At 73.7% G+C, this 25,892-nt stretch carries 18 protein-coding genes; 9 read left to right on the top strand and 9 right to left on the bottom strand.

Annotation, left to right across the window (positions count from 1 at the left end):
* Positions 1-16 precede the first annotated feature (16 nt).
* Positions 17-1,219 carry an acyl-CoA dehydrogenase family protein gene (locus OOK34_RS22340; protein ID WP_267035625.1) on the top strand — a complete coding sequence of 401 codons (1,203 nt, stop codon included), beginning with the start codon at positions 17-19 and terminating at the stop codon, positions 1,217-1,219.
* Positions 1,220-1,236: 17 nt separating this feature from the next.
* Here the strand turns inward: OOK34_RS22340 and OOK34_RS22345 are convergent, their stop codons facing one another.
* On the bottom strand, positions 1,237-1,695 hold the full coding sequence (locus tag OOK34_RS22345) for a cell division protein SepF (RefSeq protein ID WP_267035626.1): 459 nt from the start codon (positions 1,693-1,695) through the stop codon (positions 1,237-1,239).
* Positions 1,696-1,979: 284 nt separating this feature from the next.
* Between OOK34_RS22345 and OOK34_RS22350 the strand changes: the two genes are divergently transcribed.
* From OOK34_RS22350 to OOK34_RS22365, 4 genes are all read left to right on the top strand, one after another.
* The gene (locus OOK34_RS22350; RefSeq protein ID WP_267035627.1) at positions 1,980-3,431 is read left to right on the top strand and encodes a DUF5685 family protein; all 1,452 of its coding nucleotides are present in this window, start codon (positions 1,980-1,982) and stop codon (positions 3,429-3,431) included.
* Positions 3,432-3,519: 88 nt separating this feature from the next.
* Positions 3,520-4,329 carry a DUF1684 domain-containing protein gene (locus tag OOK34_RS22355; protein ID WP_267035628.1) on the top strand — a complete coding sequence of 270 codons (810 nt, stop codon included), beginning with the start codon at positions 3,520-3,522 and terminating at the stop codon, positions 4,327-4,329.
* Positions 4,330-4,491: 162 nt separating this feature from the next.
* Positions 4,492-5,376, top strand: a complete 885-nt coding sequence (locus OOK34_RS22360; RefSeq protein WP_267035629.1) for a S1 family peptidase — start codon at positions 4,492-4,494, stop codon at positions 5,374-5,376.
* 117 nt (positions 5,377-5,493) lie between these two features.
* Entirely contained in the window at positions 5,494-5,973 is a 480-nt protein-coding gene (locus OOK34_RS22365; RefSeq protein ID WP_267036870.1) for a hypothetical protein, read from the top strand.
* Positions 5,974-6,000: 27 nt separating this feature from the next.
* Here the strand turns inward: OOK34_RS22365 and OOK34_RS22370 are convergent, their stop codons facing one another.
* The 6 genes from OOK34_RS22370 to fxsA form a co-directional block, all read right to left on the bottom strand.
* Positions 6,001-6,897, bottom strand: a complete 897-nt coding sequence (locus OOK34_RS22370; RefSeq protein WP_267035630.1) for a DUF4231 domain-containing protein — start codon at positions 6,895-6,897, stop codon at positions 6,001-6,003.
* A gap of 100 nt (positions 6,898-6,997) precedes the next feature.
* Positions 6,998-10,972, bottom strand: a complete 3,975-nt coding sequence (gene fxsT / locus OOK34_RS22375) for an FxSxx-COOH system tetratricopeptide repeat protein (protein WP_267035631.1) — start codon at positions 10,970-10,972, stop codon at positions 6,998-7,000.
* Entirely contained in the window at positions 10,956-12,413 is a 1,458-nt protein-coding gene (locus tag OOK34_RS22380) for a TIR-like protein FxsC (RefSeq protein ID WP_267036871.1), read from the bottom strand. The genes fxsT and OOK34_RS22380 overlap by 17 nt, the downstream gene beginning before the upstream one ends.
* Before the next feature lie 43 nt (positions 12,414-12,456).
* Entirely contained in the window at positions 12,457-13,287 is an 831-nt protein-coding gene (locus OOK34_RS22385; RefSeq protein WP_267035632.1) for an aminoglycoside N(3)-acetyltransferase, read from the bottom strand.
* The gene (fxsB, locus tag OOK34_RS22390; protein ID WP_267035633.1) at positions 13,284-15,539 is read right to left on the bottom strand and encodes a radical SAM/SPASM protein FxsB, inactivated metallohydrolase extension form; all 2,256 of its coding nucleotides are present in this window, start codon (positions 15,537-15,539) and stop codon (positions 13,284-13,286) included. Before fxsB ends, OOK34_RS22385 begins: the two co-directional genes overlap by 4 nt.
* Positions 15,540-15,568: 29 nt before the next feature.
* Positions 15,569-15,841: an FxSxx-COOH cyclophane-containing RiPP peptide gene (gene fxsA, locus OOK34_RS22395; RefSeq protein WP_323183447.1), complete on the bottom strand. Its 273-nt coding sequence runs from the start codon at positions 15,839-15,841 to the stop codon at positions 15,569-15,571.
* 137 nt (positions 15,842-15,978) lie between these two features.
* On the opposite strand from fxsA, the gene OOK34_RS22400 reads away from it, so the two are divergent.
* Positions 15,979-16,524 carry an NADPH-dependent FMN reductase gene (locus OOK34_RS22400; protein ID WP_267035634.1) on the top strand — a complete coding sequence of 182 codons (546 nt, stop codon included), beginning with the start codon at positions 15,979-15,981 and terminating at the stop codon, positions 16,522-16,524.
* On the opposite strand, the gene OOK34_RS22405 is transcribed toward OOK34_RS22400, so the two are convergent.
* Together OOK34_RS22405 and OOK34_RS22410 are read right to left on the bottom strand one after the other, a co-directional pair.
* Positions 16,521-17,411 carry an alpha/beta fold hydrolase gene (locus OOK34_RS22405; protein WP_267035635.1) on the bottom strand — a complete coding sequence of 297 codons (891 nt, stop codon included), beginning with the start codon at positions 17,409-17,411 and terminating at the stop codon, positions 16,521-16,523. The genes OOK34_RS22400 and OOK34_RS22405 overlap by 4 nt on opposite strands.
* Positions 17,412-17,605: 194 nt before the next feature.
* The gene (locus OOK34_RS22410) at positions 17,606-18,703 is read right to left on the bottom strand and encodes a DUF3533 domain-containing protein (protein ID WP_267035636.1); all 1,098 of its coding nucleotides are present in this window, start codon (positions 18,701-18,703) and stop codon (positions 17,606-17,608) included.
* Positions 18,704-18,852: 149 nt separating this feature from the next.
* Here OOK34_RS22410 and OOK34_RS22415 point away from each other — a divergent pair, with 149 nt between their 5' ends.
* The 3 genes from OOK34_RS22415 (at position 18,853) to OOK34_RS22430 (ending at position 25,883) form a co-directional block, all read left to right on the top strand.
* Positions 18,853-22,641 carry a DNA polymerase III subunit alpha gene (locus tag OOK34_RS22415; RefSeq protein WP_267035637.1) on the top strand — a complete coding sequence of 1,263 codons (3,789 nt, stop codon included), beginning with the start codon at positions 18,853-18,855 and terminating at the stop codon, positions 22,639-22,641.
* On the top strand, positions 22,638-23,987 hold the full coding sequence (locus tag OOK34_RS22420) for a hypothetical protein (protein ID WP_323183448.1): 1,350 nt from the start codon (positions 22,638-22,640) through the stop codon (positions 23,985-23,987). The genes OOK34_RS22415 and OOK34_RS22420 overlap by 4 nt, the downstream gene beginning before the upstream one ends.
* 1,035 nt (positions 23,988-25,022) lie before the next feature.
* Positions 25,023-25,883: a triacylglycerol lipase gene (locus OOK34_RS22430; protein WP_267035639.1), complete on the top strand. Its 861-nt coding sequence runs from the start codon at positions 25,023-25,025 to the stop codon at positions 25,881-25,883.
* Positions 25,884-25,892: the final 9 nt, after the last annotated feature.

Raw genomic sequence — 25,892 nt, forward strand, 5'->3', positions numbered from 1 at the left:
CTGCCGGGAGGCCCCCTTGTCCGCGCCGTCTGCGTCGTCCGCGCCGAAGACCCCCTTCGCCCCCACCGATCCGCTCGGGCTCGACGAGCTGCTCGGCCCCGAGGACCTCGCCGTCCGCGACACGGTCCGCTCCTGGGCCGCCGACCGGGTCCTGCCGCACATCGCCCAGTGGTACGAGGACGGGGAGCTCCCCGTCATCCGCGAGCTGGCCCGCGAGCTCGGCTCCATCGGCGCGCTCGGCATGTCCCTGACGGGCTACGGGTGCGCGGGCGCGAGCGCCGTCCAGTACGGCCTGGCCTGCCTGGAGCTGGAGGCCGCCGACTCGGGGATCCGCTCGCTGGTCTCCGTACAGGGCTCGCTGGCCATGTACGCGATCTGGAAGTACGGCTCCGAGGAGCAGAAGCAGCGCTGGCTGCCCGGCATGGCGGCCGGCGAGCTGATCGGCTGCTTCGGGCTGACCGAGCCCGACATCGGCTCCGACCCGGCCGCGATGCGCACGTACGCGAAGCGCGACGGCTCCGACTGGGTGCTGAACGGCCGCAAGATGTGGATCACCAACGGTTCGGTGGCCGCCGTGGCCGTCGTCTGGGCCCAGACGGACGAGGGGATCCGCGGCTTCGCCGTACCCACCGACAGTGCCGGCTTCTCGGCTCCGGAGATCAAGCACAAGTGGTCGCTGCGCGCCTCAGTGACGAGCGAACTGGTGCTGGACGACGTACGGCTGCCCGCGGACGCGGTGCTTCCGGGCGTCGTCGGGCTCAAGGGACCGCTGGGCTGCCTCAGCCACGCGCGGTACGGGATCATCTGGGGGTCCATGGGCGCGGCACGCGCCAGCTTCGAGTCGGCGCTCGACTACGCGAGGACGCGGGAGCAGTTCGGCAAGCCGATCGGCGGCTTCCAGCTCACCCAGGCCAAGCTGGCCGACATGGCGCTGGAACTCCACAAGGGCCTTCTGCTCGCCCACCACCTGGGCCGCCGCATGGACGCGGGCACCCTGCGGCCGGAGCAGATCAGCTTCGGCAAGCTCAACAACGTCCGCGAGGCCATCGACATCTGCCGCACCGCGCGGACCATTCTCGGGGCCAACGGGATCTCCCTGGAGTACCCCGTCATGCGGCACGCCACCAACCTGGAGTCGGTGCTCACCTACGAGGGCACGGTCGAGATGCACCAGCTGGTCCTGGGCAAGGCGCTCACCGGGCTCGACGCCTTCCGGTAAGCCGGTGAGGGCCTCGCTTAGCTTTGGTTGAAGAAGTCGCGGGAGCGGCCGCCCGCTTCGCCGCTGACGACCTGGGTGTCGGCCGGGGTCAGGAGGAAGACCCTGGTCGCCACCCGCTCGATCGACCCGCGCAGCCCGAAGGTCAGGCCGGCCGCGAAGTCGACCACGCGCTTGGCGTCGGTCGGGTCCATCGAGGACAGGTTCACGATCACCGGGACGCCCTCGCGGAACAGCTCGCCGATGCCGCGCGCGTCACGGAAGCCGTCCGGGGTCACGGTCGCGATCCGACGGCCACGGTCGACCGCCGAATCCGAGGCCACCTTCACACGGGGGTCGGTGACCCACTGGTCGCCGGGGCCGGAGACCGAGCCCTGCTGGCGCTCCACCGCCTCCGCGTAATCGTCGTCGTAGTACCGCTCGTCGTCGCTGTCCTCTACGAGACCCAACCAGGCACTCGCCTTGCGTACCGAACCCATGGACGCCTCCTTTCACCGTGGCCAGTCTGTCTTCTTCTCCGCTGCCCCTATGGTCGTCCATGATGCTGACAACGCGCCAAGTGGATAGCCGCCGCGCAGAGGTTTCGTGACGGGACTGGTGCAGAACATCCGTTGCACGGTCAAGGTTCCTGGACGCTACCGCTGCTGACTGAGTGAAAATACGACTGCCGCCGCCGTCCGGGTGAGGCAATGGGGCGTATGAGTGATCCGCCTGGCTGGATACGATGCCCCGGAAACATGCGTATGACACACGGGGGAAGCGGTTGTTCGGCATCGTCAGACCGTGCGCGCACCGGCTCGGTGAGCGCTTCAAGACGGAGTGGATGGCTCATCTGTGCGGGCTCTGCCTGGCACTTCGCGGTGACCACGGCCAGTTCGCCAGGATCGTCACCAACTACGACGGCCTGCTCGTCTCCGTTCTGACGGAGGCTCAGTCGGGTCCGTTGCCCGGCGCCCGGCGCACCGCCGGGCCCTGCCCGCTGCGCGGCATGCGCAGCGCCCCGGTGGCCAACGGCGAGGGCGCCCGGCTCGCGGCGGCCGTCTCGCTGGTCCTGGCCTCGGCGAAGGTACGGGACCACGTGGCCGACCGGGACGGGCTGTTGGCCCGGGCCCCGATCGCCGCCGCCGCGCGCAAGGTGGCCAGGGGCTGGGACCGGGCCGGCGCCCGCACCGGCGCCTCGCTCGGCTTCGACACGGCGGTGCTCGTCGACGCCGTGGACCGCCAGGGCGGCATCGAGAGCCTGGCCGGGCCGGGCACGCCGGTGCTGGTGGTCACCGAGCCGACGGAGACCGCGACCGCGGCCGCCTTCGCGCATACCGCGGTCCTCGCGGGACGGCCAGGCAACGGCCCGGCCCTCGCGGAGGCCGGCCGGTACTTCGGGCGGCTCGCACACCTGCTGGACGCCGTCGAGGACCAGGTCGCCGACGCCGAGGCGGGCGCCTGGAACCCGCTGACCGCGACCGGGACCTCCCGCGCCGAGGCGCGCCGGCTGTGCGACGACGCGCTGCACGGGATCCGGCTGGCGCTCGGCGAGGTGGAGTTCGCCGACGCGGGGCTCGCCCACCGGCTGCTGGTGCACGAGCTGCGCACCTCGGTGGACCGGGCGTTCGGGGTCGGCACCTGCCGGCACGGGGCGGCGGTGAACGCGGCCGGCCAGGGCTACGGGCAGCCCCCGGGCTACGGTCCCGGCGCGGGCGACCCGTACGCGGGCGGTGGCGGGCAGTACGGCGGTGGTGGCCCCTACGGCGGGGGTCCGTACGCGGGCGGCCAGCAAGGAGGCCAGTACGGGGGCGGCCAGTACGGCGGCGGGCAGCCCGGAGGCGGGTACCCGTACGGGCAGCCCGTTCCCGGCGGCCCGGGGATGCCGCCGCCGATGGGACCGGGCGGACCGTGGGGTCCGGGCGGAGGCGGCGACGGTCACGGCGGCCCTCCGGGGCGCAAGCCGCGCCGGGGGCTGATACCCGGCTGCGCGGTGGCCATCGGCCTCTTCTGCACCTGCCAGCTCTGCTGCACCGACTACGAGGGCCCCTGGTCGCGCAAGAAGCGCGATGCGTGGTGCGAGGTCTGCGAGTGCTGCCGCGACTACTGCCGGACCGGCTCCTCCCTGAACGAACACCACAGCGAGGGCGGTGGCGGTGGCGGCGGTGACGCCGGTGGTGGCGACGGCGGCTGCTGCGACTGCAACTGCTGTGACTGCGATTGCGGGTGCAGCTGACCGGAACTGACGCTCCGTCCATTCCCCCCGGCCCCGGACGGAGTACCCGGAGGTTCCGCCCGGGCCGGCGGGGGAAGGGCTGAGCGAAATGAGCGACGACGAAGCGACCAAAGCCTGGCGGGAGTGGCACGAGCATCGGGTGGCCACCGTCTCCGCCCCGTACGGACCCCTCGCCCTGACGGGCACCCACTGGATCGCCGACTACCCGGAAGGTCGAATTCCGGCCGTTCCGGGGAGCTGGCGCGCCACCGGCGGCGAGGTCGTGCTGACCGCCGCCGCCGAGGACGGTGTCGAGCTGGACGGCCAACCCCTCGCCGGGGAGGCCGTCCTGGCCGCGGACGAGGGCCCGCCCGCGCACTCCCGGCTCGCCGCCGGTGACGTACGGCTCGTGGTGATCCGGCGCGAGGGGGAGTGGGCGGTCCGCGTCTACGACCCCGCCGCCGCGGCCCGGCGCGCCTTCGGCGGCATCGAGGCCACCCCCTACGACCCGGCCCACGCGCTGCCGGGGCACTTCCGCCCGTACCCCGAGCGGCGGACCGTCCAGGTCGAGAACGCCGACGGCCGGGACCGCGGACTCCACCTCGGCGGCGAGCTGAGCTTTTCCCGCGCCGGTGTCCCGTACACCCTCCAGGTGGCCGTGGACGCGGACGACGGCAGCCTCTGGGCCGTCTTCGGCGACGCCACCGGCGGCGGCTCCAGCTACCGCTTCCGCTTCCTCAGACCGGGGACCCCGGCCCCCGACGGCTCCATCACCGTGGACCTCAACCGGGCCCAGCTCCCGCCCTGCGCCTTCGCCGATCACTTCATCTGCCCGTTCCCGCCGCCCGGGAACACCCTGCCCTTCGAGGTCGCCGCCGGAGAACGACGGCTGAAAGGCGCCCTTGTCGCCGGCAACTGACGCCAGGACACTCCCGTTCAGCGTCACCCGGCGGACTTGTCAGGGGCACGTCGAGTCGTGCGGCTTCCCGGCCGCACGCCCGCAGCGCCCCCCTCCGCCGCTCACGGGCTCCGGCACCCCCACCTCAGCCGGGCCCCCGACCCCCTTCCGGGAGGACGTGAAGTGAGGATCAACAGCACCATCCGCCTCCGGCTGCTCGCCCTGGCCACCGGCCTGGCAGCGACTGCCGCCCTCGCCGCCCCCACCGCCGCCAGCGCGGACGACAACGGCACCGGCTTCGGCGCCGCCCGGCTCGCCGCCGCCGGGGCCTCCGTACTGCGCGCCGACGTCGCCGGCACCGCCTGGCACACCGACCCCGCCACCGGGACCCTCGTGGTCACCGCCGACTCCACCGTCACCGCCGCCGACATCGCCAGAATCCGGCGCGAGGCCGGAGCGGACGCGGCCGCGCTGCGCATCGAGCGCACCCCCGGCAAGCTGACCAAGCTGCTCTCCGGCGGCGACGCCATCTACGCCAGCAGCTGGCGCTGTTCGCTCGGCTTCAACGTCCGCAGCGGCAGCAACTACTACATCCTGACCGCCGGCCACTGCACTGACGGCGCCGGCACCTGGTGGGCCAACTCCTCCCACACCACCACCGTCGGCACCACCGCCGGCTCCAGCTTCCCCACCAATGACTACGGGCTCATCAAGTACGCCAGCAACTCCCCGGTCCCGCCCGGCACCGTCGGCAGCCAGGACATCACCAGCGCCGTCAACGCCACCACCGGCATGTCGGTCAAACGGCGCGGCTCCACCACCGGCACCCACAGCGGCTCCGTGACCGGCCTCAACGCCACCGTGAACTACGGCGGCGGCGACATCGTCTACGGAATGATCCGGACCAACGTCTGCGCCGAACCCGGCGACAGCGGCGGCCCCCTCTACTCGGGCAGCCGCGCCGTCGGCCTCACCTCCGGCGGCAGCGGAAACTGCTCCTCGGGCGGAACCACCTTCTTCCAGCCCGTCGTCGAGGCCCTGAACGCCTACGGAGTCAGCGTCTACTGACCCTGCTCCGCACGGCCCCGCAGGCCCCCTGGACGTCCTCCCGCCTTCTGGGAGGATGTCCAGGGCGTCCACGGGGGAGGATCTCGATTGAAGCGCATCGGCATGAAGCGCATCGACATGAAGCGCATCGGCGTGACCGGCCACCGGTCGATTCCCGATCAGGTGCTCGGTCATGTGGAAGAGGGCCTGCGGGCCGTGCTGGGCGGCCACGAGGGCCCACTGGAGGCCTTCTCCAGCCTCGCGGACGGCGCCGACCAGCTCTTCGCCGACATCGCCCTGGAATACGGCGCCGACCTCACCGTCGTCATCCCCAGCGGGGACTACGAGGACACCTTCGAGGACCCCGACGCCCTCGCCGGCTACCGGCGGCTCAGGCGCCGCGCCGCCCAGGAGGTCCGGATGGCCTTCGCCCGCTCCACCGACGAGGCCTACTACGCGGCCGGCACCTACATCGCCGACTCCTGCGACCGGCTCGTCGCCGTCTGGGACGGCCTCCCGGCCCGAGGGCACGGCGGCACCGGCGAGATCGTCGCCTACGCCCGGGCCCTCGGCAAGCCCGTCACCGTCCTGTGGCGCGAGGGCGTGACCCGGGACTGAGCCACGCCCTCCACGCCCTCCACGCCGTCAACTGCTGTGCCGGGCCAGCCAGTCGGTGTGCTGCGGGGACACGTACCGCTCCGTCTCGTAGACGGCCGACGGCCAATGGGACTCCGTGATGGTCGTCTGCATCACGACCATCATCGCCGACAGGTCCTGCTCGATCAGGGTGTGCGCCTCGATCAGCGGATGGCGGCGCCGCACCTCCTTCCAGGCGATCCCCGCCGTCGCCGTCGCGCTCAGCAGCCCCGCGGGCACCGCCCCCGGACCCGAGCCGAACGCCCCGAACAGCGCGAACAGCAGGGCCAGACAGGTCAGCAGCACGATCACCCCCGACCACAGCGCCGTCGTCCGCCGCGCCCCCTCCGTCTTGCGCTGGTACCAGTTGCGCTGCTCGATCAGCCGGTCCCGGACGTACGTCTCCCTGCGCACCTGGTAGTCCAGCCCGCGCAGCCGCTGCATCGCCCCGGTGATCTCCCCTCCCTCCGGCACCAGGCCGGCCGGCCGCGGATCCTGCCAGCCCATCTTGCGCAGCTCGTCCAGGCCCGCCTCCAGCCGCGTCCGGTACACCCCCTCCGGCCCGGCGACCTCACTGCCGAAGGGCGCCCCGTGCACGGCGTACCGCCACGCCAGGGACTTGATGAACTCGGCCGCGCTGCGGTTGAGCTGCCACTGCGGACGGGCCCGGCGCCGGGTCGCCCGTACGCCCACGGCCAGCACCCCCGCGTACGCCAGCGCGCTCAGCGCCGCGAACACGTGCAGCCCGCCGACGGCGGGCCCGGAGGGCAGGGCGGCGGCCCCCGCCGCGGCGACCAGCAGCATCAGCTGGGCGCGCGTGGCCTGCGTGGACTCCCGCTGCCGGGAGATCGCCGCCTGGTCGGTGTGGTGGAAGAGGGCCGGCAGGTCCTCGTTGCGAAAGGTCATGCTGTCGGGCACAGCGCCCCCCAACTCTCGGGTGGCGGACGGCGGGCACCCCACGAACATGGGGCCCCGCCGCCCTCCTACGGATCACCACGCGGCCGGATCACACCGCGAGCGGCTCCAGGTCCCGGTGGACCCGCCGCTCGTCGCGGGCGTACCGGGTCAGACCGTGGTCCTCGCCGAGCAGCCGCGTCAGCTCGGACACCGCCTCCGCCCGCACCCGGGCCGCCTCCTCCTTGCGGCCCATCATGTCCAGGCTGACCGCCATGTTCGACGCGCTCGCCAGGGTCTCCGGATGGTGTGCGCCCAGGGCCTCGCGCAGCCGCACCACCGCGATCCGCTCCAGCTCCAGCGCCCCCTCCGGATCCCCCAGGTCGGCCCGCGCGTTGGCCAGGTTGAGGTGCGCGAAGATGGTGTGCGGGTGGCTGTCGCCCAGCACCTCGCGCATGCTGCGGATCGTCTGGCGCAGCATCGGATCCGCCGTGTCCGCCGCGCCCGTGCCCCAGTGGAAGACCGCCAGGTTGTTGACCGCCGCCAGGGTGTACGGGTGCCGCTCGCCCGGCACCTTCATGTACTCGTCCACCACCTCCTGCGCCAGGTCCCGCGCCGCGCCCGGATCACCCGTCGCGAACAGGTCCGAGGCCAGGTTCAGCTCACAGGCCAGCAGGTCGGGGTTGACCGAGGTGTACTTGGCCCGGTAGCGGTTGCGGGTCGCCGTCGTCAGCCGCAGCGCGTCCTCCAGCTCCCCGGCCCGCCGCAGCGACACCGCCAGGTTCTTCGCCGCCGACAGCGTGCCCGGGAAGGCCCGGCCCAGCTGCTGCTTGTAGATGTCGTACGTCCGGCTCAGCAGTTGCACCGAATCGTCGTAGCGGCCCACCTCGCGCAGGTCCCGGGCCAGGTTCTGCGCCGACGACAGGGTGTACGGGTGGTCCGGGCCCAGCACCTCGGTGCGCCGGTCGAAGACCTCCTGGTCGATCTCCCGGGCCCGCGCGTACTGCCCGACCATGCGCAGGTTCAGCGCCAGGTTGTTCGCCGCCGCCAGGGTGCGCGGGTGCGCCTCGTGGAAGATCTGCCCGAAGCCCTCGTGCGCGGCCGTCGCCAGCTCCATCGCCTCGCCGTACCGGCCCATCGCGCCCAGGTCCATCGCCAGACCGCTGGTCGTCATGTACGTGTGCGGATGCGAGGGGCCCAGCGCGGCCCGCTGCCGCTCCAGCGTCACCTCGTCCAGCTCCTTCGCCTCCACGAACCGGCCCTGCGAGCGCAGGATGTTCGACAGGTGGAACCGCAGGTACAGGTACTGGAGGTCGTCGCTGCCCAGCATCTCCCGCCAGGACTCGCGCAGCTCCTCGCCCAGCGCGTACGCCGCCTTGAAGTCACCGCGCTTCCACAGGTAGCGGACCCGGTCGATCAGCAGCCGGCGGGTCTCCGGCTCCTTGCAGAACCGGGCCTCGGAGGGGCTCAGGTGCGGCCAGATCGTGTTGAACCGCGGCCAGGTCGCCGGATTGTCTATCGGCTCGTCGTCGTCCGGCCGGGCACCCGCCAGGATCCGGTGCACCGCGTGCCGGGCCTCGCGCTGCTCCTCCTCCGACAGCTGCGCCCGGATCACCGCCTGCACCAGCCGGTGCACCTGGATGCTGTTGCTGACCTGGTCGACCTTGGCCATCGCGAACCGGCCGATCTCCCGGATCACCCGGCCCAGCACCAGCTTCTCCTGGAGCGAGGAGTCGTACGGCTTGAGGGCGTCGATCATCTCCTTGCTGTAGAGCAGGTTCGCCGATATCGGCTCCGGCGCGAAGAAGGCGCACAGCTGGAGCAGGCGCACCGCGGCGGGGGAGCGGGACTGCAGCCGCTCGATCGACACGTTCCAGGTCGCGGCCACCGGCTCGGGGTATCCGGGCGGCTGGTTCAGGCCCAGCACCCGCGCGGCCTGCTGGGCCAGCTGCTCCAGGTACGCGGACACCGGCGTCGCGGTCTCCGCGATCCAGGCGCCCGCCTGCTCGACGGCCAGCGGCAGGTCGCCCACCGCTATGGCCACCTGCTCGGCGTCGTCCTTGGTGAGCCCGGGGGCCCGGCGCTGGAGGTGCTCGATGGACTCCTCGCGCAGGAACACGTCCACCGGCAGTGCGTCCCCGTACTGGGACCAGGACTGGTTCCGCGAGGTCACCAGCACGTGCCCCGGGCCGCCCGGCGGGAAGAACCGCTTGAGGGTCTCGGGGTCGTCGGCGTTGTCGAAGACCAGCAGCCAGCGCGAGGAGGGCACCCCGCGCCGCAGCAGGTCGATCGCCTCCTGGGAGGCGGCCGACATGTCCTCGCCCGTCTGGGCGCCCAGCCGTACGGCCAGTTCCGCGAGGGCCGCGACCACGTCGTCGGTCTGCTCCGAGGAGATCCACCAGACCAGGTCGTAGTCGGCCATGAACCGGTGGACGTACTCCAGCGCCACCTGGGTCTTGCCCACGCCGCCCAGCCCGTACAGGGTCTGCGGCTGCGGCAGCACCACGGCCATGCCGCCGCCGAGCTGGTCGCGCATCCGCTCCAGCACGATGGACCGGCCGGTGAAACCGGGGTTGCGGGGCGGCGCGTTCCAGATCTTCGGGACGGTCCCCGGGAAGCGGGGTCCGGGCTGGGAGGCGCTGGCGACGCTGTCCGGCAGCGCCATCGGCCGCTCCACCGCGCGCAGCAGGGCGGTGGTCGCGTGCACCTCGTCGAGCCGGAACAGGTCCACCGGGTTGCGGTCGATGTAGGGCGTGGCCAGCCGTACGTCGCCCACCCGCAGCGGCACCAGATGGCGCCGGCCCCCGGTCGGGTCCTCGGCCGCCGCCCGGTTCCACACGTCCACGGCCCGGGCCGACTTGAGGTAGGCGCTGGAGAGCAGCACCACGGTCCGGGCGGCGGTGTCGACGCCGATCCCCGCGCCCAGGGTGTCGCCGGGGGAGGTGTCGGGCGCCCGCTCGGCGGAGACGTCCTTGGGGACGACCCGGAAGCCGGCCCGGGTGAGCACCGACTCGATCCAGTCGGCCCACATCCGGTTCTCGGCGACGTAGGACAGGAACAGGTCGGCGGGCAGCGCCGGGCGGCGCCGGGTGAAGGCGTCCCGGATCCGCAGCCGCACCTCCTCGCCGATGGCGGGCATCGAGGTGATCTCGCCCTCGGTGACCACCGTGGTGAGCCGTTCGAAGGCGGAGAGCAGGGAGTTGGTGAGCCCGGCCTCGTCACCGAAGGTGGCCAGGGTCTCCTCGTAGGCGTAGTAGGGCCGGTACGGGATCTCCACCGCGCCCCAGTAGGAGGTCAGTTCGTCCCCGACCAGGCCGTTCGGGAAGCGGTCGAACTTGATCCGGGCCAGCGCCCGGCCCGCGTCGGCCTTCTCCTTCTCGCCCTCGTCGATGCGCATCGGGACCGGGTAGATCTTGATCCCGCGGTCGTTGAACCGCTCGTCGATCTGCCGGGCCACCGAGGCGGCGCCGTCGATGGACTGGTCGGACAGGGTGAAGCAGTCGACCAGGATGTCGGGGAGGTGGACGGTGCAGATGTCGGCGATGTCGGACAGCCCGGTGCGGCTGTCGATCAGGACGTAGTCGTAGTTGCGCTTCATGTCGGCCCGCAGGGCGTCGAAGAAGAGGCCGCCGCCGAGCCGGTCGTAGAAGTTGTCCCAGTCGAAGGTGGACACGGTCGCCGAGTACTCGCGGTTCTGCCGGCCCGCGGAGACGAAGTCGAGGGTGCCGCCGTCCGGGAACTCCCAGCCGAGGGTCTCGGGGGTGAGGGAGACGGCGTGCGGCTGGATCCGCGCGTAGTCCTTGTGCCAGTCGGCGGCGCGCTGCACGGGGCTGGTGGCGGCCCAGGCGTACTCGCTGATCAGGTCGATGACCCCGGTGGTGGCCCCGAGGGTGGAGGGGTCCAGGAAGGGGTGGAAGAAGCGGTGCAGGCCCGGGGCCTCCAGGTCCCAGTCCACGGCGAGCACCCGCTTGCCGTTGGCGGCGAGGATCCAGGCGGTGTTGGCCAGCGCCATCGTGCGGCCGGTACCGCCCTTGTACGAGTAGAAAGTGACGATGCGTCCGTCTCGGCTGTCACGACTGGCTGTCATCCGCGTCCCCCCGGTCCGTGTCTGTGGTGTCGTCGTGCCTGTCGTGCCTGTCGTGTCCGCTGAGTCGTGCGTCGTGCCGTCCGTCCCGCGCGTGCTGGGCGGCGGTGGGTGGGAAGGGGGCCGGCGGCGGTGCGGGCGGCCCGCTCATTCCCATCGGCCCCAGCAGCCGCGGGCGTTCGGTGGGGGTGTTCCCGGCCGGCAGGTACACCTGGGCGTGTCTGAGGAACTGCTGCGCGGCCGCCTCGACCACCTGCGGCAGGATCTGGCCGAGGGTCTCCATGTTGGCCACGCCGTTGGCCGCGGCCCGGCAGGCCGCCCGGCCCTGGCTCATCTTGACGGGCAGGGTCTCCTCCAGCCGGTGCGCCAGTTCGGTCTCCTTGGCCCGGCTCTGGTGGTCGTAACGGTTCCACGGCACGACCACGTTGATCCACGGGCGGTGCTCCTGGTCGAAGGCGGCCAGCCGCTGGCGGCGCTGCTCGTCCTCCACCGCCCAGCGGTCGACGATCAGGATCTCCGGACGGGTGGGCGGCTGCTTGCTGTCGAAGTGCCCGGCCTCGTCGTCGAAGGAGGACATCGTGGTCTGGTAGTTGAGGTTCTTGACCAGGTCCTCGGCCACATAGGCGATGGGCCGCTGGGAGACGGGATGGTACGGGTTCCAGTCCAGGGCGCTCTCCCCGTAGTACTCGGGGCTGCGGCCGTCCGGCAGATCGTGCCGGGAGGAGGCGGCCACGGTCACGTGGAGGGTGCGGGAGGGGCCCCCGCCGGCTCCGCCGGTGTGGCCGCCGGCGGGTCCGAAGGCGCTGGGCACCACCCGGTAGTCCAGCGGGCGGACCGGGTGGAGGCGTACGGTCTCGGCGACCCGGACGATCCGCCGGGCCAGCTCGTACACCGCCTGCTCGTACTGCTCGGCGTACCCGCGCAGTTTGATCAGCCCGTACAGCCCGTCGGTGACGTAGCGCTCGCCGAAGGTGTTGTGGTTGAACTGCAACCGCTCGGCGGGGCCGGGCAGTTGGGAGGGCGGCACCGGCACCCACAGGGCGGGGACGATGGCCTCCGCGGCCGGCTGGTTGCTGATCGCTCCGTGCTGGATGGTGCGCTGCGCGAAGGCGAACCACTCCTTCCCGCACATCTCACTGGCGAAGTAGCGCGGCGAGAACAGGGGGACGAAGACCCGGCAGGTGGCGAGCGCCGCCCCGAGCCGTTCCGACCAGCCCTCGCCGCTGCGTATTTCCCGGTCCATGAAGCCGGCCTCGGCGCCGGCGGGCAGGTCCGTCAGCGCCATGATGTGGCTGCACAGGTCGCGGAAGAGGCGCTCCACCCACATGTCGGGATCGGGACCCCCGGGCCCGAACCTCGGTGTATGCGCATAACTGAGAAAAAAGTACGGCTGCACTGATGCGGGCACACGACCCCCGTCCCGAAGCTGCGAGCGAAGAGACATCATTCCGGAGCTGCTTCGCCACATCCCCTCATCGTTCAGTCAATCAGCGTCTGTTTTCGGTCATCCAGGCCAAGGCGTGGTCCACGGCGTGCTGAATCGAGAAGAACACGGCGGATGCCCCTCCCACCCGCCCCCTGCGCATCAGCGAATCCGGGAATGCCCGGCCGATCTCCTCGAAATCCCCGTCGTCCAGCGCGACGTCCTCGTACCTGGTCCACGCCCCCTCGTGAGGGCCCCCTCTCCGCCCCTCCGGAAGGTTCACCTTCACCACACAGTCGTACATGCGCAAGAGGGGCTTCGGAATTCGGTACTCCGCGAGATGGAAAGCCGTACAGGCCGAAAATCCCACATTGATCATGAGTACCTGTCCTCCCTCCCAGCACAGTTTTCCCAGCGGCGAGTCCTCACCCAGGTGGTTTTCGGTGCGGTGCTCCGCGCACAGCCGGTGCGCGTCCGCGCCGAGCGCGGCGAAGGAACTCTGCGGGTGGTCGCTGCGGGCGGCGCCCGGCGTGGTGCGGACCAGCTCGGCGAAGGCGCCCATGCCCGGGCAGGGGGTGCGGGCCGGGTCGAAGGGGGGCATCCGCGCGCGGAAGGCGGCCGTCTCGTTCTCGCCGAGGCCGGCGACGCGGGTGAGGTGGGCGGTGGAGGTGAGGGAGTTCTCCATGGTGAAGGCCGGGACGACCAGGGTGCCGTGGGGGCCGAGGAGCCCGCGCAGGGCGTCGCGCAGGGTCTCGGCGCGCAGGCCGGTGCCGCCGAGGGCGGCGTGCACCAGTAATCGCTGCCCGGGGCGCACGCCGAGCAGCCGGAGCTGGGCGGCCAGCCGGTAGCGGCCCGGCGGGCCCGGTGGGACGGCCGGGACGGCCGGGACGGTCACGCGTCGACCGCCTTCAGCTCCCAGCGCAGCTCCTCCACCAGCCGCTTGCCGGTCACCGTCAGCTCGGCCGCCTCCGCCAGCCGGTCCAGGGCGCGGTGGATCCGGTCCGCGCCGCCGGGCTCCTGCGTGGTCGTGGCCCTGCGGTACGCCTCCACCGCGACCCGCTCGTGCACGTCGGCCAGCAGCCGGGACACCGGCACCGGGCGCGTCCGCCAGGGTGAGGGGTGCTGCCAGGCCCCGTCCAGCGCGTAGAGGTCGGCCACCTCGGTCAGCGCCCGCAGCCGGGCCCGGCGCCGCCCGGTCAGCAGGGCCAGCGCCGTCTCCCGGACCCCGGCGGCGTACGGCACCCCGAGCGCGCCCGGCCCGTGCCGCCCGGCCTCGCCCCAGCCACCGGCCCGCGGGCCGCCGGCGAGCGGGGTCAGGGTGCTCAGCCCGGCGGCGGCCGCCCGCGCGAACTCGGGGACGGTGCGGTGCAGCAGTGCCCAGGCCGCGTCGAGCCGGCCCCGCCACGCGTCGGCCTCCCCGGCGCCGAGCCGCAGCCGGGGCGGGCGGGCGAAGCAGTTGCGGTACGGGTCCAGGTCCTCCAGCGCCACCGCCGGCGCGCCCGGCCCCGGCGACCAGGTCCGTACGGGCAGCCAGCGCGCGTCCCCCGCCGCCGGGCCGAAGCGGTGCTCGGTGCGCCCGTCGCGGACGACCCCGCACCCCTCGCCGGTGGCGTGCAGCACGGCCCGCCCCCGGGTGCCGGGCTCCCCGAGCCGCAGCAGCCCCAGCGTCGGCAGGTACACCTCGCCGTCCCGGTACGCCACCTCGGCCGGCAGCTCCAGCCCGCCCCGCAGCACGGCGGCCGCCGCCAGCGCGGCCAGCCTGCGGGCCGCTCCCGGGCCGTCCGGGCGCCCCTCCCGCACGGCGTCCAGAGCCTCCAGCACCCAGGTCCGGGTGAACGGGTGGCCCAGTACGGCGTCCAGCGCGTCCGCGCCCGCCTCCCCGGCCTCCTCCACCCCGGCCAGCAGCTCCCAGGCCCGCGCCCAGCCGGGATCCCGCGCGAGGTCGCCGTGGAGCCGGGCCAGCAGGACCCGGGTCAGCTCCTCCTGGGACCGGGCCAGTTCGGCCGGGTCGGTCAGCTCGGGCGCGGTCTCCCGGGCGGCCGTGCGCCCCTCGACCCCGTCCACCAGCTCGCGCAGGTCGGTGCAGTAGACGGAGGGGTTGTCGAAGCCGTCGGGCTCCCGGTAGCGGTGCGTGTAGAGGCCGCCCCCGCACGAACGAACGACGGGGCAGCGGCGGCACGTGTCGCTGACGCCGGCCAGCCCCAGCTGCCGGGCCCGGACCCCGGGATGCGCCGCGACCTCGTCGAAGGCGTGGTCGAAGACGTTGAACCCGGTGGCCGCGGCCCCCTCGAAGGCGCTCTTGAGGGAGTCGACCTGCTCCAGCGCCCCGTCGGTCTCCACCACGACGAGGTCGGTCGGAGCCAGCCCCAGGGACTCCGTCAGGCTGGGCCCGCCGCGCAGGGTGGACAGCAGGGACTCGAAGAGCCGTACCGGCACCGGCCGTTCCAGCTGCTCCCAGCGGTCGAAGACCCGCAGCAGCCAGCGCGCGTACGCGTCGGGCGCGCCGTCGGGCCGTACCGGCGGGGTCTGCCAGGTGGCGTGCGGGAGCAGGAAGTCCACCCGGGGCGGCTCCAGGGCGACCAGGGCCTCCAGGACGGCGACCGGGTCGTTGGCCACGTCCACAGTGCACAACAGGCCCTGGTAGAGGTGGCGGTAGGGCTCCGAGCGGAGCAGGGCCACGGCGGCCAGGACCAGCGGGTGGCTCGACCGGCCGTCCGCGAAGCGCCGGTGGCGGTCGTTCGCCGCGCGGTCCCCGTCGAGGGAGATGCCGACCCGGACGCCGTACTCGGCGAAGAGGTCCAGGTAACGGCGGCTGAGCTGGAGCCCGTTGGTGTGGATCCGCAGATCGAGGGCGGCCGTACCGCGGAGGGCGCGGGTGAATTCCTCACACACCAGGCGCAGTCGGTCCGGGCCCGCCAACAGGGGTTCCCCTCCGTGGAGGATCACCGTGACGGAGGGGAGTGCATGGTCACGGGCATGTTCGGCGAGCCGCGACGCGGTCTGGGAAATGACCCCGGGGGAGATCACTTTCGGCCGGGCTCGCCAGCTCTGATCTGCGTGTTCGTAGACATAGCAATGATCACAAGCGAGATCGCATCTGCTGTGAACCTTCAGGACGATCTCGCGGAATGCGATCAGGCCGGTCATTCCACCAGTCTAGAGCTCGTAACTCACCGTCAGAGCGCAGAGTTGAAGATCGGAGTCTGAACGTGACGACCGGATTCCGACGGGAGTACGCGGCCGAGCGCCGCGGCCGCGGACGCGCTGTGGGCGTCGATCTTCGTGAGCGGGACCCGGCGGTCCTTGACCGTGCTGGTCGGGGGGGTTGCGGAAGTGTTCACGACACCGTCCTCGGGGAAGCCATCTGAAATGGGCGGGAAAGACACCAGCGCCTTGCTGCCGTCAAGCGTGGACTTTACTCGTCCACACCCCATTGGCAACCGAGACATGACGCCTGGTCAAGCGTTCTACAGAAAGCCTGAGGGAATCGTCGAGGCGGTGCATTCGGCCGTTTGCCGCAATGCGAGATCCAGTTCCCTCCGGGGCCGCCCCGGGCGGTATCGGCGCAGGTCGGTAGGTTGGGCGGATGCCCACCGCACCCGTGATCCTGCTGCTGTCCGGAAGCCTGCGCGCCGGTTCCTCCAACAAGACCGTGCTGCGCACCGCGCGCTCCGTGGCCGCCGAGGCCTCCCCGCCGCTGCGCGCCGTCCTCTACGACGGCCTGGGCGGGCTCCCGCACTTCAACCCCGATGACGACACCGACCCGTTGCCGGCCCCGGTGGCCGCGCTGCGCGCGGCGATCGCGCGGGCGGCGGCGGTGCTGGTCTGCGCCCCGGAGTACGCGGGCGGCCTGCCCGGCTCGTTCAAGAACCTGCTGGACTGGACGGTGGGCGGCACCGAGATCTGCGACAAGCCCGTCGCCTGGGTGAACGCCGCCGCCCCGGGCCGCGGCGAGGGCGCGCAGGCCCAGCTGCGGACGGTGCTGGGCTATACGGGCGCCGCCGTCGTGGATCCGGCCTGCGTGCGGATCCCGGTGGCCCGCGGGGCGGTGGACGCCGACGGGATCATCACCGACCCCGCCGCCCGGGCCCGCCTCGCCGAGGTGCTCGCCCTGCTGGCCGGAGTCGCTTAGGCCGGCTGCTGTTCCCCCAGTGGCTCGCGCAGCAGCCAGTTGAGTACGTCGGGCAGTGCGCGCAGGGCCGCGAAGTGCGCGGCGGCCGGGTCGATGGTGGTGGTGGCCCCGGGGATGCGTCGGGCCAGCCAGCGGGAGTGGCCCACGGGGGAGAAGACGTCCAGCTCCCCGTGCCAGAGCAGTACGGGGCAGCGGATGTCGGCGGGGTCGAAGCCCCAGGGGCTGCTGAAGGCGAGGATGTCGTCGATCCACCCGTACGCGGAAGTGCGCACGCCCTCACGGTAGTTGCGCAGCAGCATCGACCGCAGGCCCGCGTCCGAGACGATCATGCGGTCGCTGTCGGTCAGCTCCCGGCGCAGCTCGTCCAGGAGCCGTCCGGGGTCCCTGGCGATGCCGGCGGCACGCGGGATCAGCCGGGCCGCCAGCTCCTCGGGGTCGTCGGTGGCGGTGGTGTACTCCCGTACGTTCGAGGCGGCCATTCCGGCGAACCAGTCCAGGTCCTCCGCGTCCCGGGGGGCGATGGGGACCAGGGCCGCGGTCCGGGTGACCCGCTCCGGCAGCAGGGCGGCGCAGGCCAGGGCGCCGGGGGCGCCGCCCGAGCGGCCGGCCACGGCGAAGGTGTCCAGCCCGAAGGCGTCGGCGATCGCGGCCACGTCCTGGGCCACGTCGGCGACGGTGCGGCCCGGGTGGCGTTCGGAGCCGCCGTAGCCGGGCCGGTCGTAGGCGATGAGCTGCATCCGCCGCTGGTAGAGGACCATGCCGCGGGGGGCCGGGCCGAGTCTGCTGCCGGGCATGCCGTGGAGCAGGAGGACGGGCTTGCCGTCCGGGTCGCCCCAGCGTTCCGCCATCAGGGCGCGTCCGTCGGCGGTGCGCACCTCTTTGCGCACGCGCTCCCTCCCTCACGTTCGACGCGGGCAGTCAGGCCGATTGTGCTCTCAGGCCGGGGAGCGCGGTAGGGCGCACTCGGGGGGAAAATTCTCGTGAAAGCTTTCACAACCGCAGGGGCAGCGGGGCGCCCCGCCCTTCGCCCGTTCCCCGGGGTGAGCCCCGGACCCCGTTCTTCCCCGGCTGCCGCAGGTGTTCAGCGGGGGTCCGCGGCCTCGCCCGCGAAGCGGGGTACGGACGGGGCGTCGTCGGGCAGGCCGCTGCCCACCGCGGCTCCCGGCCGGCCCCGGCGCAGGACCGCGCAGGCCAGCGTGACCGCGGAACCGGCGACCGCCCACGCGGCCAGCACCAGCATGGGCCCGGCCGCGGCGTTGCCCTTGAAGTACGCGATCGAGCGCGCGGCGTACGTACCGGCGCCCGGCGGCAGGGCCGGGCCGATGGCCCGCCAGAACGGCGGCAGCAGCGGATACGGGTAGGCGCCGCCCGCGCTCGGATTGCCGAACACCACGACCAGCAGGATCGCCAGGCCGATGCCGACCACGCCCGCCAGCCCCTGGAAGGCCAGGGTGACCGCGCCGACGGCGAAGACGACCAGGGTGCCGAGCCCCCACAGGGCCGCGATCGAGCCGGGCAGCGCGCCCAGCACCGGGCCCGCGATGACAGAGCCGAGCAGCCCGGCGGCGATCGAGTACAGGAGCAGCGCGCCGAGCCGGATGACCGCGCGGTGGATGTTGGCGGGCCGGGCACCGGCGCTGATCGCGAGGATCGCGGCGCACAGGTAGCCGCCCACGCACCAGCCGACGACCAGGTAGAAGGAGCTCAGGCCGCGGCTGTCGCCCTGGTCGGCGGGGGCCACGTCGACGATCCGCAGGGTACGGCCCTGGGCCTGCTCGGCCAGGCCGACGATCTGCTCCAGGGCCTGGGAGAGCGCGGCCCCGGCTCCGCTCGCGACCAGCAGCCGGTCGGTGGTGCCGGCCGGGTCGATGATCAGCGCCCCGTCCGCGTCCCGGTTCGCGATCCGCTCGAGCGCCGTCGCCTCGTCCTTGACCGGGTCGGCGTCGAGCGGCCTGCCCGGCAGGGCGTCGAGCCGCTTCGCGGTCCGCGCGGCGAGCGGCTCGGCGGGGGCGGCCACCGCGAGGGGGATCTCGCTGGGCTCCGGGTGGTGGAAGGCCCCGATGTACGAGGTGATGAAGGCCAGCTGGAGGGCCAGCACCCCCATGACCAGCAGGGCCGCCCGGGTGGTCACGGCGTCCTTGATCTCGGCCAGGAAGCTGCTCTTGGTGGGCTGGGTCATGGCTCCCACGCTCGGCGCGCCGGGTACGCGGCGCAGCAGGGGAGGGCCGAATGGATGATCGAACAAGTGTTTCGCACGGATATTCGAATTGCTCTATGGTGGAGACGAGACGGGGGAGGTTGAAGGTCGAGCGAAGCAGGAGGCCGCGGGTGCCCGGGTTCACGCATCTGCACACCGTTTCGGGGTTCTCCATGCGATACGGAGCTTCGCACCCGGAGCGACTGGCGGAACGTGCCGTCGAGCGGGGCATGGACGCCCTCGCCCTCACCGACCGCGACACCCTCGCGGGCGCGGTGCGGTTCGCGAAGGCGGCCGCGAAGGCCGGGATCCGGCCGCTGTTCGGAGTGGACCTGGCCGTGTCCCCCGTGTCCCCTGCCGCGTCCCCCGTGTCCCCTGCCGTGTCCCCTGCCGTGTCCCCTGCGGGGTCGCGCCCCGGTGAGGCCTCGTACCGCAGGCGCACCCCCGTCAAGGGCGGGGCCTTCGTCGACGAGTCCGCCCCGCGCGCGGTCTTCCTGGCCCGGGACGGGGCCGCCGGCTGGGCGGAGCTGTGCCGGATGGTCACCGCCGCCCATGCCCATGCCCTGGCCGGGCGGGGGGAGGGTACCGGGGCCGGTGGCCCCGGCCCGGGTGGAGCCGCGTTCGGCGGGGCCGGTGCCTTCGGCGGCGGAGTCGGGGAGGGGGGTTCCTCCTCCGGCGGGACCGGGCCGGTTACCGGCGCGGTCGGCTGGGCCGGCGACGCCGCCTCAGGCGGGTTCCCGCAGGGCGGCGACGGGGCCGAGTGGGCCGGTGCGGCCGGGGGTGTGGCTGCCGGCTCCGGGTGGGCCGCGGGCTCCGCTCCGCAGGCGGGGTTCGTACGGGCCGCCGGGGGCAACGGGCAGCCGGTGCTGCCCTGGGAGGCGCTGCGGGGCGGCGGGGTGTTCGTACTGCTCGGGCCCGGCTCCGAGGTGGGCCGGGCGCTCGCCGCGGGCCGGCCGGACCGGGCGGCCCGGCTGCTCGCGCCCTGGCGGGAGATCTACGGAGACGCCCTGCGCCTGGAGGCCGTCCACCACGGCCGCACCGGCACCGGCTCCGGCTCGCTGCGCCTGGCCGCCCGTACCGTCGGCTTCGCCGCGGAGCAGGGCGTCCCGGCCGTGCTGACCAACGCCGTCCGGTACGCCGACCCCGGCCAGGGCCCCGTCGCCGACGTGCTCGACGCCGCCCGCCGGCTCGTCCCCCTCGACCCCCGGGGACCCCGCGACAGCGGCGAGCGCTGGCTCAAGGACCCCGCCGCCATGGCCGGGGCCGCCGAACGGATCGCCGAGGCCGCCGGGCTGCGCCCCGCCGACGCCCGGCGGCTGCTCGCGCGGACCCGGGAGACCGCCGAGGCCTGCTCCGTGGACCCCGAGGACGACCTCGGCATCGGCTCCGTGCACTTCCCCGAGGCCCGCCTCGTCGGCGCCGCCCACCGCACCGCCCAGCGGGTGCTCGCCTCCCGCGCCGCCGCCGGCATGGTGCTGCGCGGCTACGCCGGCGAGCGCACGTACTGGGACCGGATGGAGGAGGAGCTCGACATCATCGCCCACCACGGCTACGCCTCGTACTTCCTGACGGTCGCGCAGGTCGTGGACGACGTACGGGAGATGGGCATCCGGGTGGCCGCCCGCGGCTCCGGCGCGGGCTCCCTCGTCAACCACCTCCTCGGCATCGCGCACGCCGACCCCGTCGAGCACGGCCTGCTGATGGAGCGCTTCCTGTCCAAGCGCCGGCGCGTGCTGCCCGACATCGACATCGACGTGGAGTCCGCCCGCCGGCTGGAGGTCTACCGCCGGATCATCGACCGCTTCGGCGCCGAGCGCGTCGCCACCGTCGCCATGCCCGAGACCTACCGGGTCCGCCACGCCATCCGCGACGTCGGCGCCGCCCTGTCCATGGACCCGGCCGCCGTCGACCGGCTCGCCAAGGCCTTCCCGCACATCCGGGCCCGCGACGCCCGCGCCGCCCTGGCCGAGCTGCCGGAACTGCGCGACGTACGGGGGGAGGAGCACGGGCGGCTGTGGGACCTCGTCGAGGCACTGGACGCACTGCCGCGCGGGATCGCCATGCACCCGTGCGGGGTGCTGCTCTCCGACGCCTCGCTGCTCGCCCGCACCCCGGTGGTCCCCACCAGCGGGGAGGGATTCCCGATGTCCCAGTTCGACAAGGAGGACGTGGAGGACCTCGGGCTGCTCAAACTCGACGTGCTGGGCGTGCGCATGCAGTCCGCGATGGCGCACGCGGTCGCGGAACTGCGGCGCGCGACGGGGGAGGAGCTCGACCTGGACGACCCCGCGCAGGTGCCCCCGGACGACGGGGCGACGTACGAACTGATCCGCTCGGCCGAGACGCTGGGCTGCTTCCAGATCGAGTCCCCCGGCCAACGCGACCTGGTGGGCCGGCTCCAGCCGGCCGTCTTCCACGACCTGGTCGTCGACATCTCCCTCTTCCGGCCGGGGCCGGTCGCCGCCGACATGGTGCGGCCCTTCATCGAGGCCCGGCACGGGCGGGCCCCGGTCCGCTTCCCGCACCCGGACCTGGCCGACGCGCTGCGCGAGACGTACGGGGTGGTGGTCTTCCACGAGCAGATCATCGAGATCGTGCACGTCATGACCGGCTGCGGACGCGACGAGGCCGACCGGGTGCGGCGCGGGCTCTCCGACCCGGAGTCCCAGGGCCGGATCAAGGCCTGGTTCGCGGCGACGGCGGCCGGGCGCGGCTACGCGCCGGAGGTGATCGCCCGGACCTGGGAGATCGTCGAGGCCTTCGGCAGCTACGGCTTCTGCAAGGCGCACGCCGTGGCCTTCGCCGTGCCCACGTACCAGTCGGCGTGGCTGAAGGCGCACCACCCGGCGGCCTTCTACGCCGGGCTGCTCACCCACGACCCCGGGATGTACCCGAAGCGGCTGCTGCTGGCGGACGCCCGGCGGCGGGGCGTGCCGGTGCTGCCGCTGGACGTGAACCGCTCGGCGGTCGCCCACCGGATCGAACTGGTGTCCGATGAGCCGGGCCGGTCGGGGTCGGACCGGTGGGGGCTGCGGCTCGCGCTGGCCGACGTCCACGGCATCAGCGGGGCCGAGGCCCTGCGCATCGAGGCCGGACAGCCGTACGCCTCACTGCGCGACTTCTGGGACCGCGCCCACCCGGGCCGCCCCGTGGCCGAACGGCTCGCGCAGGTCGGGGCGTTGGACGCCTTCGGCGCGAACCGCCGTGACCTGCTGCTGCACTTGACGGAACTGCACGGCGCCCAGCGCGCCGCCGGAGTCCGGGGCGGAGCCCAACTCCCCCTGGGCGGCGGCCGGTCCACCGCCGCCGTCGGGCTGCCCGACCTGACCGAGGCCGAGCGGCTCAGCGCCGAACTCGGCGTCCTCGGCATGGACGCCTCCCGTCACCTGATGGGTGATCACCACGCCTTCCTCGCCGAGCTGGGCGTGACCCCGGCCCGCCGCCTGCGGGACACCGAGCACGGCCGGACCGTACTCGTCGCGGGCGCCAAGGCGGCCACCCAGACCCCGCCGATCCGCTCCGGGAAGCGGGTCATCTTCACCACCCTCGACGACGGCACCGGCCTGGTCGACCTGGCCTTCTTCGACGACAGCCAGGAGGCCTGCGCGCACACCGTCTTCCACTCCTTCCTGCTGCTGGTACGGGGAGTCGTGCAGCGGCGCGGCCCGCAGAGCCTGAGCGTGGTCGGGGCGGCCGCCTGGAACCTCGCCGAGCTGGTGGAACTGCGCGGCAGCAGCGGCCTGGAGGCGGTCACGGCCCGGCTCGCGGAGCCCCTGGCCGGGGGCGGCGCCGACACCGGCCGCCGCATCCACCTGCCGACCGGCTACGAGATGAACCCGTGGGCCGACCTCCAGCCGCCCGGGGAACGCGCCGCGACCGGCCGCAAGCTGTGGCACTCCAGCCCGGGGAGCGCGGGATGACCACCGCCGGCACGGGCGCAGGCGCAGGCGGCTCCGGCTCCGGCGTCCTGCACCTGCGCTGTGCCCCCGCCCTGTCCGGGGAGGGCTACCGCGAGGTGCTGGAGCTGCTGCGCGAGTTCTCCCCGCTGGTCCAGGCCCTGCCGCCGCGGGCCGCGCTGGTCCAGGTCCGGGGCGCCCAGCGGTACTTCGGCGCCGACGCCGCCCGCATCGCCGAGGTGATCCGGCTGCGCGCGGTGGCCCGGCTGGGCACGGACGTCCGGATCGGGGTCGCCGCCACCTGGGCGGTGGCGGCCATGGCCTCCGCCCGGATCCCGGGAGCCGGCGGGATCCTGGCCGTGCCGCAAGGGGCGGTGGCCGGCTTCCTCGGCCCCCTCCCGGTGGACGCGCTGTACGGGCTCGGCTCCCGGCAGGCCGAGGCGCTGCGCGGGTACGGGCTGCACACCGTCGGAGCGCTCACCCAGGTCCCGCCCGGGGTCCTGGAGCGGATCCTCGGCAAACGGGCCGGCCGGCTCGTCGCCGAGCGTGCCCGCGGCGTCGACCCCCGCCCGGTCACCCCCCGGGACCTGCCCTCCTCGGCCGCCGTCCGGACCGGCTTCACCCGCCACGAGCTGGACGGCCCGCACGCCCGGGCCGCGCTGCTCGGCCTCGTGGTCCGGCTCGGCGCCGCCCTGCGCGGACGCCGCCAGGCCGCCCGGTCCCTGTCCCTGACCCTGCAGTTCGCGGGCGGCACCCGGTGGGAGAGGTCCCGGCGGCTGGTGGAGCCCTCCGCGCACGACGAGGACCTGCGCACCCTCGCGTACCGGCTGATGGACGCGGCGGGCCTGCAACGGGCCCGGCTGACCGGCATGGTGCTGCGCGCCGAGGACCTCACGGGCGCGGAGGGCGTGACCCGCCAGCTCACGCTGGACCCCGTCCGCGAGTCCCGCCTGACGGTGGAGGCCGCCGTCGACCGCGCCAACGCCCGCTTCGGCCCCGGCACGGTCCGCCCCGCCTCGGTCGCGGCCCGCGCCGCTCCGGCCGGATCCCGCGCCGCTCCGTCAGACGCCGTCCAGCATCAGCCGGGCCGTCTCCGCGCGCAGCGGGGTGGTCTGGGCCTGGATCAGGTGGAACTGGGCCTCGCGGGAGAGCCGGCCGGCGGTGTGCCCGTACTGGATCGCCCGGCCGCCCGCCACCGCCACACAGGTCGCGGCCGCCCGTACGGCCAGGTCCAGGGCGCGGGCCCGGAGGGTGAGGCGGGCCTCGGTGCGCTCCCCCTGGGGGACCTCGTCCCGCAGGGCGTAGGCCTCGGCGCGCAGCCGGGCGGTCCGCTCGGCGAGGCGCAGGCCGAGGTCCTCGTACGGGGGTGACTGGAGGAGGAAGTCGGCGGTGGCGCGCAGCTGGCCGAAGACGGCCGGCTGGGCGTCGGCGTTCTCCAGGTCGTAGGCCCGGATCCAGTCGGCCCGCGGTACCAGGCCGACCACCCGGTCGTCGGGTACGTGGACCTCGCGCAGCTCGACGGAGGCCGTGTGCGTACCGCCCATCGCCCACAGCGGGGCTCCTTCGGCGGCGCTCAGGCCGTCGCCGTCGCCGACACCGCCGTCGTCGCCATCGCCCGGTACGCGGTCGACCAGGGCGAGGACCGCCTCGTCGGACGGGGTGACGGCGCCGACGAACAGGGCGTCGGCCAGCCCCCAGCCGGTCACCCACGGCATCCGCCCGGTGAGCCGCCAGCCGCCCGGGACCCGCTGCGCCGTGACGGGCGGGCGCGGATGGCGCAGGAAGGCGAAGCCGGCCGTGGGGCGCCGCTCGCCGCGCGCGAGGGAGGGCAGCCAGCTCTCGCGCAGGGCGGTGCCCGCCGGGCCGGAGGCCTGTTGCAGGGCCTTGGCCAGCGGGACGTGCTGGGTCCACACGAACCAGGTCGACGGATCCACCGCCGCCAGTACCTCGTGCACTTCCCGGACCACCTGACGCGGCGTGAGCCCGCCCGCCGGGTCCGGTTCGTATCCGATCAGCCCGTACGCGCCGGCGGAGGCGAGCGCGTCCAGATGCGTACGGGGCACCCCGGCCGCGGCGGTCCGCTCCGCCTCCGGCGCCAGGACGCGTACGGCGGTCTCCGTGACGGCGGCGACCAGCGGGTCGGCCGCCAGCTCGGGCGGGGTGGCCAGGGCGGTACCGGCTCCAGGGGCCCTCTGCATGGCCGCGATCACCTCAAGTCCTGGTTCGGGGGCGTCCATTGTTCCTGAGGGGTACTGGAGGAAGGCTCGACACGCGAGTTTTTACCGACGCGTAACTTCCAAGTCTTGCTACTCAGCCGTAATTTAGCGGCAGCAGCTACCCCTTGTGATCCGGATCACGGGACGAATCCCCACGCCCTTCCCCTTGACTCGCAAGGAGATCACACGATGCTGCCCTGGAGACGCCTGCTCCGCCCGCTGGCCGTCCTCACCCTCACCGCCGCCGCGCTCGTCGCCCCCACCGGCGCCGCGCAGGCCGCGACCGCCCCCAGCAGCGGCTGGAACAACTGGTCCTGCAAACCGTCCGCCGCGCATCCGCGCCCCGTCGTCCTCGTCCACGGCACCTTCGGGAACTCCGTCGACAACTGGCTCGGCTTCGCGCCGTACCTCGTCCACCGCGGGTACTGCGTCTACTCCCTCGACTACGGCCAGCTGCCCGGCGTGCCCTTCTTCAACGGGCTCGGGCCCATCGACAAGTCCGCGGGCCAGCTCGACGCCTTCGTCGACAAGGTCCTGGCCTCCACCGGCGCCGCCGAGGCCGACCTCGTCGGCCACTCCCAGGGCGGCATGATGCCGCGCTACTACCTCAAGTTCCTGGGCGGCGCCGACAAGGTCAACGCCCTCGTCGGCCTCGCCCCCGACAACCACGGCACCACCCTGTCCGGGCTCACCCAGCTGCTCCCGTACTTCCCCGGGGCCGAGGACCTGATCAGCACCGCGACCCCGGGGCTGGCCGACCAGATCGCCGGCTCCGCCTTCCAGAAGAAGCTGAACGAGGGCGGCGACACCGTCCCCGGCGTGCAGTACACGGTGATCGCCACCAAGTACGACGAGGTGGTCACCCCGTACCGCAGCGCCTTCCTGGACGGGCCGGGCGTACGGAACGTCGTACTCCAGGACCTGTGCCCGCTCGACCTCTCCGAGCACGTGACCATCGGCCTGACCGACCGGATCGCCTGGCACGAGGCGGCCAACGCCCTCGACCCCGCACACGCCGAACGGACCACCTGCGCCTCGGTCTTCGACTGAGGCGGACCC

The sequence above is a fragment of the Streptomyces sp. NBC_00091 genome (assembly GCF_026343185.1).
Classification (GTDB): Bacteria; Actinomycetota; Actinomycetes; order Streptomycetales; family Streptomycetaceae; genus Streptomyces.